The following is a 15,928-nucleotide window of genomic DNA, read 5'->3' as shown; positions in this document are numbered from 1 at the left end:
GCCGGTCCGGCCGCGATCCGGCGCGGGTCGCCGGTGAGCGCGCCGCGCGCGTCGACCGGGACGACCCACAGCGCGCTCTCCACGACGAACGCCAGCCACCGGCCGTCCGGGGACCACACCGGGCCGTCGTCACCCCTGGTGGACAGGGACTTGCCCGGCAGCGGCTCGGCGTAGCGGACCTCGCCGGTGTCGAGCGCGACGGTGAGGATCTGGTTCGTGCCCTCGCGGTAGCGGCGTGAGAGCGGTTTCACGGCGGCGAGCGCGAGCGTGCGGCCGTCCGGGGACCAGGTGGGGCGGCCGGGTTGGAACAGCGCGGGCAGGACCTGCGTGGCGACGCCGTCGGAGAGCACCCAGGTGGCGCCGTCCTCGTCCTGGAACGCGATCTGCTCGCCGTCCGGGGCGATCCTGGGGGTGAGCTGCGCGCCGGGGAGGTCGGTGAGGCGGGTGTCGGTCCCGGTGGCCAGGTCGTGCCGCCACAGCGCGGGCGTGCCGGTGCGGTCGCTGGTGTAGACCAGTGCGGAGCCGTCGGGGGCCCAGTCGGGGTCGGAGGCGAACGAGCCGTCGTCCACGAGCGCGCGCGGCTCGCCGCCCAGGGGCAGCAGCCAGAGCGCGCCGAGCGCGCGGAACGCGACCTCGCGGCCGTCCGGCGACAGCACCGGGCTCGCGATCCCCTTGACCGGGCCGGACTTCCGGTCGACCGGACGGGCCGCGGGGCGGTCCACGTGCGGGGCGTGCTCGACGGTCGCCTCGAACGGGATGGCGCGGGTGGCCCCGGTGGTGAGGTCGCGGACGCGCAGGCCGCCGTCCGCCGTGTGCAGCAGGGCCGCGCCGAGCCACTGCGGGCTGGAGCCGAACAGGTCCTCGTCGGCGACGACCACCCGGCCGTCGACGACGAGGGAGGTGGCAGGCCGGGCGAAGGCGGTGTGCACGAGGCGGCCGTCCGGCGTGAGGCCGGGGGCGAGGACGCGGGTGCCGGTGACCGGCTGGACGAGGCGGGTGCGGGTTCCGCCGTCCAGGGTGATCCGGTCGATCGCGGCCCCGTCTGCGGTGCAGACGAGGTGGCGGCCGTCGGCGCTGAACGCGGGTTCGCCGTCGTCGTCCGGGCCGGTGGTGAGGCGGGTGGTGCGGCCGGTGGCCAGGTCGAGCAGCCACAGGCGGTAGCCGTCCGCGCCCGCGTCGCCGGAGTAGGCGATGGTGCGGCCGTCCGGGGAGAAGCGGGGTTCGCGGTGGTCGCTCCCGCCGGAGGTGCGCTCGCGCAGACCGCGGCCGTCGACGCCGATCGTCCACAGGTGGAAGTTGCCGTCGCGGTACGACTGGAAGACCAGGCTGCGGCCGTCCGGGGAGAAGTGCGGGCGGGTGGCGTCCTGCTCGGGGTCGGTGAGCGGGCGGGCCCTGCCGCCGGACGCGGGCAGGAGCCAGATGCGGGTGTAGAGGTCGATGGCGATGGTGCGGCCGTCCGGGGAGAGGGCGGCGGTGATGTTGGTGCCCTCGGTCGCGGTGAACCGCCGGAGGGCGCCCGACGCCTCGCCGTCCCGCGCGGCGGCGGGGCCCGGTGGCCCGACCAGGGCGACGCCGCCCGCGGCGGCCCCGCGCAGCAGGTCTCGACGGCGCAAACCAGCACGTGCGCTGTTCACGGGGAACCCCTCCCGACTCGTCGACGGGTCGGCTTTCCACGGTAGGCCGCGCGCGCGGGGTGGGCGGTCGGCCGCTTCGGGGGCGTCTCGACAGGCGGGAGGGCCTTGCGCGGCCGGGACCACGCGAAGGCCCGCCCCGCGTCCGGGACGGGCCTTCGCGGCGGACCGGCGGCTACCGCGCGGTCAGCGGGTCCTCGACCTCCACCAGGCCCGACAGCGACGGTGGCAGCGGGGCGGTGTGCAGGACGCCCAGGCGCTGCGTCGCGCGGGTCAGGGCCACGTACAGCTCCGCCGCGCCCCGGTCGCCGTCGGCGAGGATGCGCTCCGGCTCGACGACGAGCACCGCGTCGTACTCCAGGCCCTTGGTCTCCGAGGCCGCCACCGCGCCCGGCACGTCCGGCGGGCCGATGACGACGCTGGTGCCCTCCCGGCCCTCCTCGGCGCGGGTGAACCCGGCGACCGCCTCGGCGACCTGCTCGGGCGTCACGCGCCGCGCCCACGGCGGCACGCCGCACGAGCGCACCGACTCCGGCGGGCGCACCGACGGCGCGAACCCGGCCAGCACGGACGCCGCCACGGCCATGATCTCGGCCGGGGTGCGGTAGTTCACCGTCAGCTCCCGGTACACCCACCGGCCCGGCACGTAGCGGTCCAGCACGGCGCCCCACGAGTCGGCCCCGGCGGGCGAGCGGCGCTGCGCCAGGTCGCCGACGACGGTGAAGGACCGGTTCGGGCAGCGCCGCATGAGCACCCGCCAGTCCATCTCGGACAGCTCCTGCGCCTCGTCCACGACGACGTGCCGGTACGTCCAGTCCCGGTCGGCGGAGGCCCGCTCGACCAGGTCCCTGGTGTCGCGCTCCTCGAACCGCTCGGCCAGGTCGGAGGCGTCCACCAGGTCGGAGGCGATCAGGTGGTCCTCGTCGTCCATCATGTCGGCGCGCTCGACCAGCATCCCGAGCACGCCCTCGGCGAACCTGGCCTCCCGGTCGCGCGCCGCCTCGGCCGCCGCGTCGTCGGCCTTGTCGCGCCCGAGCAGGTCGACCAGCTCGTCCAGCAGCGGCACGTCCGACACGGTCCAGGCGTTGCCGCGCTCGCGCAGCAGCAGCTCCACGTCGGCGCCCGCCGCGCGCAGCCGCTCCGGCGACGAGTACAGGCCCGCGAGCAGCGACGCCGGGGTCAGCTTCGGCCAGAACCGGTCGACGAGCGCGGTGAACGAGTCGTCGTCGGCCAGCTCCTTGAGCAGCTCGCGGCGGGTGCGCTCCCACGCCTCCTTGTTGTCGCGGGTGAGCCAGCCCTTGCCGATCCGGGCGATGGCCCGCTCGGTGAGCACGTAGGTCAGGATCTCGGTGAACGTCGACCGCGCCTCGTTGTGCGGGAGGCCGCTGTCGCGGGCCTCCTGCCGGGCCCACTCGACCACGTCCCGGCCGAGCAGCAGGTCGTGCCCGCCCATCCGGACCTCGAGGGGCTCCTCGGGCAGCGTCTGCCGGTCGGCCACCGCCGCCGCCAGCACCTCCAGGAACTTCAGCGACCCCTTGACGCGCGCCGCCTCGGGGTCCTGCTCCTCGGCGGTGACGACCAGGCCCGGCACGAACCCGCCGGTGGTCGTGAACACCACGTCCGACTCGCCCAGCGACGGCAGCACCCGGCCGATGTGGTTCAGGAACGCCGGGTTCGGCCCGACGACCAGCACGCCGTGCCGCTCCATGCGCTCGCGCTGGGTGTACATCAGGTACGCGACGCGGTGCAGCGCCACGACCGTCTTGCCGGTGCCCGGACCGCCCTCGATGACCAGCACGCCGTCGTGCGCCAGCCGGATGATGCGGTCCTGCTCGGCCTGGATGGTCGCGACGATGTCGCGCATCCCCTCGCCGCGCGGCGCGTTGACCGCCGCCAGCAGCGCCGCGTCGCCCCGCTCCTGGTCGCCGGGGCGGCCGAGGACCTCGTCGGTGTAGTCGACGACCTTGCGGCCCCTGGTGTGGAACTGCCTGCGGCGGCGCATCCCCTCCGGGTTCGCGGCGGTGGCCACGTAGAACGGCCGGGCGGCGGGCGCGCGCCAGTCCAGCAGCGCGGGCTCGTAGTCGTCGTCCTTGTCGTACAGCCCGATGCGCCCGATGTAGGAGCGCTCACCGGTGATCGCGTCCAGGCGGCCGAAGCACAGGCCGTTGTCGGCCACGTCCAGCCGCTTGACCTCCCGCCCCAGCGAGCGGACCTCGGTGTCGCGCTCCACGAGCGAGCCGCTGTTGCCGCCGTTGCCCATCAGGGCGTTGTCGTACTCGGCCCGGACGCGGGCGCGCTCGGCGTCGAGCCGCGCGTACAGCTCCGCGACGTGGGCGCGCTCGGCGTCCAGTTCTTCTTCGTACCCTCGTGCAGCCACGTGCCCCTCACCAGCAGGTTCCGACCTCGGCGGGTGATTGTGCGCCAGGGCCTGGGCCTTGCCGCAAGCCCCCCGGCGTGCTATACGTTCAGACTGGGGGGTCGTGCTCCCCCGTCGGGTCCCATCCTGCCCGACGGGACGCGCTCGGGCAGCACCGGCTCGGCGAGGCCCCCAGCGCCCTCGGCGCTCTCGGCACCCTCAGCGCCCTCAACGCCCCTCAGGCGGCCTCCCCGCTCACCAGCCCCTTGCGCTCGCGCTTGAGCGGCACGACCAGCGGCGTCCCGGTCTCCGGGTCCGGGATGACCCGGCAGCGCAGCCCGAACACGTCCTCCACCAGCTCGGCGGTGACGATCTCGCTCGGGTCGCCCTGGGCCACCACGCCCCGGCCGGGCCTCATCGCGATCAGGTGGGTGGCGTAGCGGCAGGCCTGGTTGAGGTCGTGCAGCACCGCGACCAGGGTGTGCGCGCCGTCCTCGTGCAGGTCGGCGCACAGGTCGAGCACCTCGACCTGGTGGGCGACGTCCAGGAACGTGGTGGGCTCGTCGAGCAGCAGGATCGGGGTCTGCTGGGCCAGGGCCATGGCCAGCCACACGCGCTGGCGCTGCCCGCCGGACAGCTCGTCCACCGGCCGGTCGGCCAGCTCCGCGACACCGGTCAGGCGCATCGACTCGGCGACCACCCGCTGGTCGTCCTCGGACCACTGGCGCAGCAGCCGCTGGTGCGGGTACCGGCCGCGCGCCACCAGCTCCTCCACCACGATGCCGCCGGGGGCGGTGGAGGTCTGCGGGAGCAGGCCGAGCCTGCGGGCGACCTCCTTGGAGCGGTAGGAGGAGATCGCCGCGCCGTCGAGCAGGACCGTGCCCGAGGTGGGCTTGAGCATCCGCGCGAGCGCCTTGAGCAGGGTGGACTTGCCGCAGGCGTTGGGTCCGACGATGACGGTGAACGAGCCGTCCGGGACGGCGACGTCGAGGTGCTCCGCCACCAGGCGCTCGTCGTAGGCCAGGGTCAGGTCCTCGCCGCGCAACCGGGTCATCGCCCGCTCCCCTTCCGCCACTCGGCGGCCAGCAGCCACACGAGGTAGAGCCCGCCGATGGCCCCGGTGGCGATGCCCACCGGCAGCTGTGAGGTCGGGAACAGCTTCTGCACGGCCAGGTCGCCCAGCAGCAGGAGCAGGCCGCCGGTGAGGGCGGACGCGACCAGGACCGGGGTGGGCGAGCCGGTGAGGCGGCGGGCCAGCTGGGGGGCGGCCAGCGCCACGAACGTGATGGGGCCCGCGGCGGCGGTGGCGACGGCGGCCAGTCCGACGCTGAGCGCCAGGAGCGCGAGCCGGGTCGGTTCGGCGGGCACGCCCAGGCCCGTCGCGGTCAGGTCGCCCATCTCCAGCAGGGCCAGCCTGCGGGCCAGCGCGAGCGCGCACGGGAGCAGGACCACGAGAGTGGCGGCGAGGACCTGCACGTGGCCCCAGCCCCGGTTGTTCAGGCCGCCGACCAGCCACGCCTGCGCGGCGAGCGCGCTCTCCAGCGAGGTGCGGGTGAGCAGGAACGAGTTGGCGGCCAGCATCATCGCGCTGACGCCGATGCCGACCAGGACCAGCCGGAAGCCCTGGACGCCGCCGCGCAGCGCCAGCAGGTAGACGGCGGCGGAGGTGATCAGGCCGGTGACGGCGGCCGAGGTGGCGACGGTGGTCATGCTCGCCTGGAAGACGACCGTGGCGGCGATCGCGCCGGTGGCCGCGCCCTGGGTGAAGCCGATGACGTCCGGGCTGGCCAGCGGGTTGCGGGACAGGCTCTGCAGGATCGCGCCGGACGCCGCCAGCGCCGCGCCGACCAGGAAGCCGGTGAGGAGCCTGGGCAGGCGCAGGGTGAGCACGACGAAGTCGGAGAACGGGTCGCCCTGGCCGAGGAAGGTGGCGAGGACCTCGACGGGGGTGAGCGGGTAGTCGCCGGTGACCAGGGTGGTGACGGTCGCGGCCAGGGCCAGCGCGGCGAGGGCGGTGGTCACGGCGAGGGAGCGGGGGCTGACCCTGGTGGAGAGCGGGCCCGCGCGCAGGACTCGGGTCACAGCTGCGCCAGCTTCCTGCGCCTGCACAGCGCGATGAACACGGGGGCGCCCAGGAGCGCGGTCACGATGCCGACCTCCACCTCCTGAGGCGCGATGACGACCCGGCCCACGACGTCGGCGCCCAGGAGCAGGACCGGGGACAGGACCGCCGAGTAGGCGAGGACCCAGCGCTGGTCGGTGCCCGCGGCGGCGCGGGCGATGTGCGGGACGGTCAGGCCCAGGAACGAGATGGGGCCCGCGGCGGCGGTGGCCGCGCCCGCCATGAGGGTGATCGCGACGACGCCGAGGGCGCGGGTGCGGGTGGGGCTCGCGCCCAGCGCGCGGCCGGTGCTCTCGCCCAGCGCCAGCGCGTTGAGGCTGCGGCCCAGCAGCAGCGCGGTGAGCACGCCCGCGACGACCAGGGGGGCGATCTGCCAGACGGTCTCGGCGGTGCGGCCCGCGAGGGAGCCGACGTTCCAGAAGCGGAAGGACTGGAAGGTCTGGGCGTTGAGCAGCAGCACCGCGGAGGTGTAGGCGTAGAGGACGGCGGTCAGCGCCGCGCCGCTGAGCACCAGGCGGTCCGGGGTGACCGTGCCCCGGCCGGTCGCGCCGAGGACGTAGACGGCGACGGCGGACACCGCCGCGCCGGCCAGGGAGAACCAGAGGTAGCCGGAGGCGGAGGTGATGCCCAGGAACGCGATGGCGGTGACGATCGCCGCCGCCGCGCCCATGTTCACGCCCAGCAGGCCGGGGTCGGCCAGCGGGTTGCGGGTGAGGGCCTGCATCAGCGCGCCGCTCAGGCCGAGGGAGACGCCCGCCAGCAGGCCGAGGGCGGCCCTGGGGACGCGGACGTCGCGGATGATCGCGGCGTCGCCCGAGCCGTCGTCGGCCTGGAGCAGCGACCAGGTCTGGGTGAACGGGATGCTCTTGGTGCCGACCCACAGGCTCAGCGCCACCACGAGCGCGAGCGCGGCGAGAGCCAGCAGCAGACCCAGTGACCGCACCACCGACCGGGACACCGCACCTCCCCTTCGTTCCTTAGGGGAGGCTAACCGATGTGGGGCGCGGCACGCGCGGGGGTGGTGATCTTCGTGCGCGCTCCCGGCCGGGGCGGTCGGCGGCGCGCCGACCGGAGTTGTCCGACACCGCCCCACGTCGACGCCGATCCGTCGTACCGTGGTGGTGTGGGGATGACCGAGAAGCGCAGGGCCTGGCCGTTCCCGGTCGCGCTGGTGGCGAACGCGGTGCTGGGCGTGGTCTCCGCCCTGCCGCTCGCGTGGGGGTTCGCGCTGCTGGTCGACCTGGCGGGCCCCGGACCGTCGGACCCGCCGGACGTCGCGGCGCCGCTGTCGCTGCTCACCCCGGTGCTGCTGGTGTTCCTGCTGCTGAACGCGGTGCTGTTCAAGCTCAGCGGGAGCAGGGCGAGCAGCTACTGGCCGGTGAACGTGCTGGTCCTGCTGGTGCCCGCGCTGCTGGCGAGCTGCGCCTAGCGAAGCGCGGGGGCAGGCGGCCGGGGGCGCCGAGGAAGCGCCCCCCGGCCGCTCACCTCACCGCAGGCTCACCGGCCGCAGGTCGGTCCAGTTCTCCTCCACGTACGCCACGCACGCCTCGCGCCCGCCGGGCCCGAACACCGGGTCCCAGCCCGCGGGCACCTCCGCGAACGCGGGCCACAGCGAGTGCTGCCCCTCCGCGTTCACCAGCACGTGGAAGACGCCCTCGGCGTCGTCGAACGGATTGCTCATGCGTCGATCCTCCCGTCAAGGTCGCCGACCAGCGCGTCCAGCTCGGCGCGCAACCGCTCGGCCCACCGCTCCACCGTGGCCCGCTCGAACAGGTCCACCGCGTACACCAGGTAGCAGGGCACGGCTCCGCCGCCCCTGGGTTCGTAGAAGCTGAGCGTCAGCTCCGCCGTCGTGCTCCCGGTCGGCACCGCGACCAGCTCGCCCAGCTCGCCGCCGAGCGCCGCCCGCTCGTGGTGCACGACCACGACCTGCGGGTCCGCGCCGGGCAGCACGTCGGCGTGGTCGAACGCCGCCAGGTCCGCCTCCCGCACCCGCGCCAGCAGCTCCGCCCAGGTCGGCGACCCGGCCACGTCGGTGCGCAGCACCACGGGTGTGAAGAACGACCCGACCACGTCGGCCAGCGCCTCCTCGGTCCGCCCGGCGACCAGCGCGCCGATCGGCACGTCCGCGCCGTGCTCGGACAGCACCACCGCCAGCGCCGCCTGCACCACCATGAACAGGCTCGTCCCGGTCGCCGACGCCACCGCGCCGATCGCCTCGTGCAGCGAGGCGGGCAGCTCGAACGGCACCACGTCGGCCGCGTAGCGCGGACCGGGAGCCGTTCCCGCGTAGGGGAGTTCGAGCCTGGGCAGGTCGCGGAGCGAGTCGCGCCAGAACGCCCGCTGCCGCTCCCCCACCACCTCCGCGACCTCGGCCGACCACAGCGCGTAGTCCGCGTACCCGACCGGCAGCTCCGACCACGTCGGCGCGGAGCCGGAAACCCTTGCCCGGTAAGCGCTGACGAGGTCCCGGACCAGCGGGACCACCGACCACTCGTCCACGGCCAGGTAGTGCATGGTCAGCAGCAGCGCCTGCCGCTCCCCCGCCACCACCAGCCGGGCGCGCGCGGGCGGTCCGGCCAGCAGGTCGACCTCCTCGCGGGCGAACCCCGACAGCGCCGCGTCGAGTTCCCGCACCACAACGGTTTCCAGCTCGGGCGCGGGCGCCGGGCGCTGCACCCGGCCGTCCAGCACCACCCGCAGCGGCTCGTGCCTGGCGACCACGTCCCCCCACGCCGCGGCGAGCGCGCCCGCGTCGAAGGTCCCGCGCAGCGCCAGCGCGTGGTCCCACCCGCCTCGGGTGGCCCACCTCGCCCGCTGCACCGCCGACATCGGCAGCTCCACCGGCCGCTCGATCCGCCGCAGCCTCGGCCGCTCGGACACCGCGCCGCTGAGCCTGCCCGCGAGCCCGGCCACGGTCGGCGAGTCGAACACGTCCCGCAGCGCCAGATCGACCCCGAACACCGCGCGGATGCGCCCGACCAGCCGCATCGACGCCATCGAGTGCCCGCCCAGCTCGAAGAAGCTGTCGTGCGCGCCCGGCGAGACGCCCAGCACCTCGGCGAACAGCTCCGCCACCGCCTTCTGCTCCGGCGTGCTCGGCCGGTCGTCGCCCGCGAGGGCCGACCAGTCCGGGCGCGGCAGCGCGCGCCGGTCCAGCTTCCCGTTGGGGGTCAGCGGGAGCGGGCCGGGCAGGACCACGACGGCGGCCGGGACCATGTGCTCCGGCAGGCGTTCCGCCACGCGCGAGCGCAGCCCGGACGGGTCGGGCTCGACCTCGCCGGAGGCAGGCACGACGTACCCGACCAGCCTGGTGATCTCACCCTCGCGGTCGGCCACCACGGCGGACTGGGCGACGCCCTCGGCGTCCGCGAGCACCGCCTCCACCTCGCCCAGCTCGACCCGGAAGCCGCGGATCTTGACCTGGGTGTCGACCCGGCCGAGGAAGTCCACGTTCCCGTCCGCGCGCCACCGCGCCCGGTCGCCGGTCCGGTACATCCGCGCGCCGGGCGGGCCGAACGGCGAGGCCACGAACCGGGACGCGGTCAGGTCGGGGCGGCCGAGGTAGCCGCGCGCCAGGCCGCGCCCGGACACGTACAGCTCCCCCACCACGCCGGGTGGCACCGGCCGCAGCCGGGAATCGAGCACGTGGACGGTGGTGTTCGGGTCGGGCACGCCGATCGGCACCGCGCCACCCCAACCGGGAACGGCGCGCCACAGCGTGGAGTTCACCGTGGCCTCGGTGAGCCCGTACGCGGCGAGCAGGTTCAGCCGACCGGCCCAGCGGCCGATCAGGTCCGGCGGCACGGTCTCGGTGCCCACCAGGATCGTCGAGCCGTCGGGCAGCTCGCAGTCGGCGGGCAGCGCGGACACCAGGGACGGCGGCAGCACCATGTGCGTGATCCGCCGGTCCCGCAGGAAGTCCGTGAGCGCGGGACCGGCGACGCGCACCTCGTCGGGCGCGAGCACGAGCCTGCCGCCGACGCACAGCGCCATGGTCAGCTCGAACACCGCGACGTCGAAGCCGACCGAGGCGAACTGGAGCACCCGGCTGTCCTCGGTCAGGCCCATCCGGTCGATCGCGGTGGCCGCGAGGCTGGCGATGCCCTCGTGCGGGACCACCACGCCCTTCGGCCGCCCGGTGGAGCCGGAGGTGTAGATGACGTACATGGCCGAGTCGAGCGAGGCGGGACCGCCGTCCACAGTGGACTCGTCGGCCGCCGCCAGCTCGTCGGCGACCGCGTCCAGGTCCAGCCTGGGCACGACGCCGGGCACCACCACCTCGCTGGTCGCCACCACCAGCTCGGCCCCGGAGTCCTCGACCACGTAGGCGATCCGGTCCGCCGGGTTCGACAGCTCCAGCGGCAGGTAGGCGGCCCCGAGCTTGAGCACCGCCAGCACGGTCGCGACCATCTCCACCGACTTCGGCACGGCCACGCCCACCACCGACTCGCGCCGCACGCCCCGCGCCGCCAGCAGCCGGGCGATCCGGTTGGAGCGGGCGTCGAGCCGGGCGTAGCTCTCCGAGCGGGCCCGGTCGACCACCGCGACCTCGTCCGGCCTGCGCGCCACGACCTGGGCGAACAGCTCGGTGAACGTCAGCTCCGGCACGTCCCGCGCGGTGTCGTTGAACTCGCGCAGCACCAGCTGCCGCTCGTCGTCGGCGAGCAGGTCGACCGCGCCGACCGGCGCGCCGGGGTCGGCGACGACGGTCGCGAGCAGCCGGGTCAGCCGCTGGGCGAGCCGCTGCGCGGTGGCCGCGTCGAACAGGTCGGTGGCGTACTCGACGCGGCAGCCGATCGGGCCGCCCGCCCGGTCGGTGAAGCTGAACACCAGGTCGAACTTGGCGGTCCCGGTCTCGTGAGCCTGCCACTCGACGGCCAGCCCGTCGAGCGCGAACTCCTCGGCGCCCCGGTTGTGGTAGCCCACCATGACCTGGAACAGCGGGTTGCGCGCGGCCGAGCGGACCGGGTTGACCCGGTCGACCACGGCCTCGAACGGCACGTCCTGGTGCGAGAACGCGGCCAGCGAGGTCTCCCGCACCCGGCCGACCAGCTCGGTGAAGCTCGGGTCGCCGGTCAGGTCCGCGCGCAGCACCAGCGTGTTGACGAAGAACCCGACCAGGTCGTCGAGCGCCTCGTCGGTGCGCCCGGCGATCGGCGCGCCGAGCGGGATGTCCTCGCCCGCGCCGAGCGCGCCGAGCAGCGCGGCCACGGCGGCCTGCAGGACCATGAACGCGCTGGCCCCGGTCTCCTGGGCGATCCCGCGCACCCCGGCGACCACCTCGGCCGGGAACTCCACCTCCAGGTCAGCGCCCCGGAACGTCGGGCGCGCGGGCCGGGGCCGGTCGACCGGGAGCTCCAACTCCTCGGGCAGCCCGGCGAGCGCGCGCTCCCAGTGCGCGAGCTGCTCGTCGCCGACGACGTCCAGGAGTTCCCGCTGCCACAGCGCGTAGTCCGCGTACTGCACGGGGAACGCGGGCAGGTCGGGCTCCTCTCCCGCGCGCAGCGCCCGGTAGCACTCGGCTAGGTCGCGCAGGAACGGCCGGTCCGACCACTCGTCGGTGGTGATGTGGTGCAGCAGCACGACGACGAGGTGCTCGTCCTGGGCCAGGCGCGCGACGGTGACCCGCATCGGCAGTTCGCGCTCCAGGTCGAACGGCCTGCCCACCTCGGCGCGGACCAGGTCGGCGGCCTGCGCCCCGGTGGCCTCCACGCTGCGGAAGACCGGGTCGACGTCGGTCAGCACCCGCTGGAACGGCACGCCGTCGCGCTCGCCGAAGACCGTGCGCAGCGCCTCGTGCCGGTCGGTGAGCAGCCGGAACGCGCCGCGCAGCGCGGCCACGTCCAGCTCGCCGCGCAGCCGGAAGACCAGCGGGAAGTTGTACGCGGCGGAGGTGCCCTCCATCTGCTGGATGAGCCAGAGCCGCTGCTGCGCGTGGGAGAGCGGCAGCTCGTCGGGCCGCCCGCCCGGCCAGCGCGCGGGGCGCAGCGGTGGCCTGGCCGGGGCGCCGCCGCTCGCGCGGGCGGCGAGCAGGGCGGGGGTGGGGGCGTCGAACAGGTCGCGGATCGACAGCTCGACGCCGAGCGCGGTGCGGGCCCGGCTGACCAGCCTGGTGGCCAGCAGCGAGTGCCCGCCGAGGTCGAAGAAGCCGTCCTCCACGCCCGCCTCGGGCACGCCGAGCAGGTCGGCGAACAGCTCGCGCAGCACGCGCTCCCGCTCGTTCGCCGGCTCGCGGGAGGCGGCCCCGCCGGTGACGACGGGCTTGGGCAGGGCGCGGGTGTCGAGCTTGCCGTTGACGGTCAGCGGCAGCGCGTCCACGGCCATGACGGCGGCGGGCACCATGTAGTCGGGCAGGCCGGACTTGAGCGACTCGCGCAGCCGCGCGGTGTCCACTTCGGACACGACGTAGCCGATGAGCCGCTTCACCCCGCCCGGTCCGGCGTCCACGACCACGGCGGCGTGGGTGACGCCGGGGAGCGCGGCGAGCGCCGAGGTGACCTCGCCCAGCTCGACCCGGTAGCCCCGGATCTTGACCTGGTCGTCGGTGCGGCCGAGGAAGTCCAGGTTCCCGTCGGGGCGGGCGCGGACCAGGTCGCCGGTGCGGTACATGCGCTCGCCGGGCTCGCCGAACGGGTCGGCGACGAAGCGGGACGCGGTGAGGCCGAACCGGTCGTGGTAGCCGCGCGCCAGGCCGATGCCCGCGATGTACAGCTCACCGGGCGCGCCGGGCGGCGCGGGCCGCAGGCGGGCGTCGAGCACGTAGGCGCGGGTGTTCCAGATCGCCCGGCCCACGGTGGAGGTCGCACTGTCCTCAGTGGACGCGCCGAGGGTGTTGATCGTGTACTCGGTGGGGCCGTAGAGGTTGTAGCCGGAGGTGCCGGGGGTCTCGCGCAGGCGCTGCCACACCGAGTCCGGCACGGCCTCGCCGCCGAGCAGCACCAGCGGCGGGACGTGCCCGGCCAGCAGGCCCTCCTCGATGAGCAGCTGCGCGTAGGTCGGGGTCACGTTGACCACGTCGATCCGGTGCTCGTCGCAGTAGGCGACCAGCGCGGCGGCGTCGCGGCGCAGCTCCTCGTCGCACACGTGCACCTCGTGGCCCTCCACCAGCCACAGCAGCTCCTCCCACGACATGTCGAAGGCGAACGACACGGTGTGGGCCACCCGCAGCCGCCTGCCGCCCGCCGAGGCGATGGCCGGGGCGAAGATCGCGCGCTGGTGGTTGAGCTGCATGTTCGTCAGGCCCCGGTACGGGGTGACGACGCCCTTGGGCCTTCCGGTGGAGCCGGAGGTGTAGATGACGTACGCCGGGTGGTCGAGCGAGAACCGGGGCCAGTCCACGACTTCCGGCGCGTCCGGCAGGTCCTCGACGAGCAGCGCGTCGTCCACCAGGCCGACCGACGCGGTGGACAGCACGCACAACGGGTCGGTGTCGGCGATCATCAGGCGCAGCCGGTCGGCCGGGTGGTCCAGGTCGAGCGGCAGGTACGCGGCCCCGGTGCGCAGCACGGCGAACAGCGCCACGACCACGTCCACGCCGCGCGGCAGGGCGAGCGCGACCACCCGTTCCGGCCCGGCGCCCCGCGCGACGAGCACGGACGCCAGTCGGTCGACGCGGGCTTGCAGGTCCGCGTAGGTCAGCCGCAGGTCGCCGAACACCAGCGCGGTCTCGTCGGGCGTGCGCTCGGCCTGCTCGGCGAGCAGGTCGGCGATGGTGCGGTCGGGCACCGGGTTGGCGCTGGCGCCCCACTCGGCGGCGAGCGCGGCGCGCTCGGCGTCGGGCAGCACGTCGATCGCGCCGAGCAGCGCGTCCGGCCGGGTGACCAGGCGCTCCAGCGCGGTGGTGTAGCGGTCGAGCAGGGCCCGCGCGTGGTCGGCGTCGACCAGGTCGGGGCGCGAGGCCAGGGTGACCCGCGTGGTGCGGCCGGGCGTGATGATCAGGGTGAGCGGGAAGTGCGTTCCGTCCACGTTGGACACACCGGTGACGCCGTGCCGGGCGGCCAGCGCGGCGGAGCGGTCGTCGCCGTCGCCGGTGCGCAGCACGAACAGGGTGTCGAACAGCTGCCGGTGCCCGGCCTCCCGCTGGATCTCGCCCAGGCCCACGTGCTCGTAGGACATCAGCGCGGTGCGCTCGGCCTGCACCCGGACCAGCAGGTCCAGCACGCTCTCGCGCGGGTCGACGGCGACGCGGGTGGGGATGGTGTTGAGGAACATGCCGATGGTGCTCTCGACCCCGTCCACCTCCACGGGGCGCCCGGCGACGGCGGTGCCGAACACCACGTCGTCCCGGCCGACCTGGGCGGCCAGCACGAGCGCCCACGCGGTGTTGTGCACGGCGTTCGCGGTGACGCCGTGGGCGCGGGACAGGGCGCGCAGCCGGTCGGTCAGCTCCTGCGGCAGGTCGGCGTGCAGCTCGGCGGGGATGACCGGTTCGCGGGTGCGGTCCACCGGCGCGACGAGGGTCGGCTCGGCCAGGCCCGACAAGGCGGTGCGCCACGCGCCGAGCGCCGCGTCGTGGTCCTGGCGGGCCAGCCACGCCAGGTAGTCCCGGTACGAGCCCGGTTCGACCAGGTCCGCGTCCGGGTCGCGGAGCAGCTCCAGCAGCTGCTCCAGGAACAGCCAGGCCGACCAGCCGTCCCACAGCACCAGGTGGTGGGTGATGACGAGCCGGTCGCGGCCGTCCGGCAGGCGCAGCAGCAGGAACCGGGCCAGCGGCGGCGCGGCGAGGTCGAACCGCTCGCGCCGGTCGGCGGCCAGCAGCTGATCGACCTCGGCGTCCCCGGCCGCCCCGGTCCCGCCGATCTCCGCGACGCGCAGCGGGATCTCCAGGTCCGGCGCGATGAACTGCACCGGCTGCGGCACGCCGTCGCTGGTGAAGCCCGCGCGCAGGCTGGGGTTGCGGCGCAGCAGGAGCCTGCCCGCCGCGCGCAGCCGGTCGGCGTCGACCCGGCCGGTGAAGTCCATGACCTCCTGGGACAGGTAGACGTCGAGCGCGCCGGTGTCGTAGCTGGAGTGGAAGAACAGCCCTTCCTGCAGCGGGGACAGCGGCCAGGCGTCCTCGTGCGGGGGCAGCGCGGCGCGCTGGGCGTCGGTCAGCTCCCGCCGCGGGCGGTCGTCGGCGCGCGCGTCCACGACGTCCTCCAGCGCGGCCAGGGCGGCGACCGTGGGGTGCGCGAAGACGTCGCGCGGGCTGACCCCCACCCCGGCGCGGCGGGCGCGGGTGGAGACGGCGATGGACGTGATGCTGTCCCCGCCCAGCGCGAAGAAGTCGTCGTCGGGGCCGACGGCGGGCAGGCCGCGGACGTCGGCGACGATCCCGCACAGCAGCTCCTCCCGCTCCGTCGCGGCGGCCCTTCCGGGCCGGTCGTCCCCCGGCTGGGCGGCGGTCCGCGCGGGGTCGGGCAGGGCGTTCTGGTCGAGCTTCCCGCTGGGGGACAGCGGGAAGTCGTCCAGCGCGACCAGGGCGTGCGGGGTCATGGCGGCGGGCAGGGCGCGGGACAGCGCGTCGCGCAGCGCGGTCACGTCGGCGGTCGCGGTCGTGACGTAGCCCAGGAGCTGGTTGTCCCGCGCGATGACGGCGGCGCGGGTGACGCCGGGCAGCGCGGCTAGCGCGGCCTCCACCTCGCCCGGCTCGACGCGGTTGCCGCGCACCTTGACCTGCCGGTCGGTGCGGCCCAGGTACACCAGCGCGCCGTCCGGGCGGCGCACGACGAGGTCGCCGGTGCGGTACATCCGCTGCCCCGGCTCGCCGAACGGGGAGGCGACGAACCGCTCCGCGGTCAGCGCGAACCGGCCGTGGTAGCCGAGCGCGAGCTGCGC

7 protein-coding genes and 1 pseudogene are annotated in these 15,928 nt (G+C 75.3%); 1 reads left to right on the top strand and 7 read right to left on the bottom strand.

Annotated elements, in window-relative coordinates; all coding sequences use genetic code 11:
* The 5 genes and pseudogenes from ACTUAL_RS05965 to ACTUAL_RS05945 all read right to left on the bottom strand — a co-directional run.
* Positions 1-1,634, bottom strand: a pseudogene (locus ACTUAL_RS05965) (amidohydrolase); the annotation flags it as partial.
* A 172-nt stretch (positions 1,635-1,806) separates the two neighbouring features.
* Positions 1,807-4,008, bottom strand: a complete 2,202-nt coding sequence (gene helR, locus ACTUAL_RS05960) for an RNA polymerase recycling motor ATPase HelR (protein WP_440899538.1) — start codon at positions 4,006-4,008, stop codon at positions 1,807-1,809.
* Between the two features lie 217 nt (positions 4,009-4,225).
* The gene (locus ACTUAL_RS05955) at positions 4,226-5,041 is read right to left on the bottom strand and encodes an ABC transporter ATP-binding protein (RefSeq protein WP_440899537.1); all 816 of its coding nucleotides are present in this window, start codon (positions 5,039-5,041) and stop codon (positions 4,226-4,228) included.
* Positions 5,038-6,069 carry a FecCD family ABC transporter permease gene (locus ACTUAL_RS05950; RefSeq protein WP_440899536.1) on the bottom strand — a complete coding sequence of 344 codons (1,032 nt, stop codon included), beginning with the start codon at positions 6,067-6,069 and terminating at the stop codon, positions 5,038-5,040. Before ACTUAL_RS05950 ends, ACTUAL_RS05955 begins: the two co-directional genes overlap by 4 nt.
* Positions 6,066-7,055: a FecCD family ABC transporter permease gene (locus ACTUAL_RS05945; RefSeq protein WP_232519997.1), complete on the bottom strand. Its 990-nt coding sequence runs from the start codon at positions 7,053-7,055 to the stop codon at positions 6,066-6,068. The genes ACTUAL_RS05950 and ACTUAL_RS05945 overlap by 4 nt, the downstream gene beginning before the upstream one ends.
* Positions 7,056-7,238: 183 nt before the next feature.
* On the opposite strand from ACTUAL_RS05945, the gene ACTUAL_RS05940 reads away from it, so the two are divergent.
* Positions 7,239-7,538, top strand: coding sequence for a hypothetical protein (locus ACTUAL_RS05940; protein ID WP_096495937.1), 300 nt, complete (start codon positions 7,239-7,241; stop codon positions 7,536-7,538).
* A 57-nt stretch (positions 7,539-7,595) separates the two neighbouring features.
* Here the strand turns inward: ACTUAL_RS05940 and ACTUAL_RS05935 are convergent, their stop codons facing one another.
* Together ACTUAL_RS05935 and ACTUAL_RS05930 are read right to left on the bottom strand one after the other, a co-directional pair.
* Entirely contained in the window at positions 7,596-7,790 is a 195-nt protein-coding gene (locus tag ACTUAL_RS05935) for an MbtH family protein (protein ID WP_096495938.1), read from the bottom strand.
* A partial coding sequence (locus ACTUAL_RS05930; RefSeq protein ID WP_440899535.1) for an amino acid adenylation domain-containing protein occupies positions 7,787-15,928 on the bottom strand: 8,142 nt, incomplete at its 5' end. The genes ACTUAL_RS05935 and ACTUAL_RS05930, both read right to left, overlap by 4 nt.

Source organism: Actinosynnema sp. (genome assembly GCF_052038725.1).
This window is presented reverse-complemented; position numbering and strand designations above follow the sequence as displayed.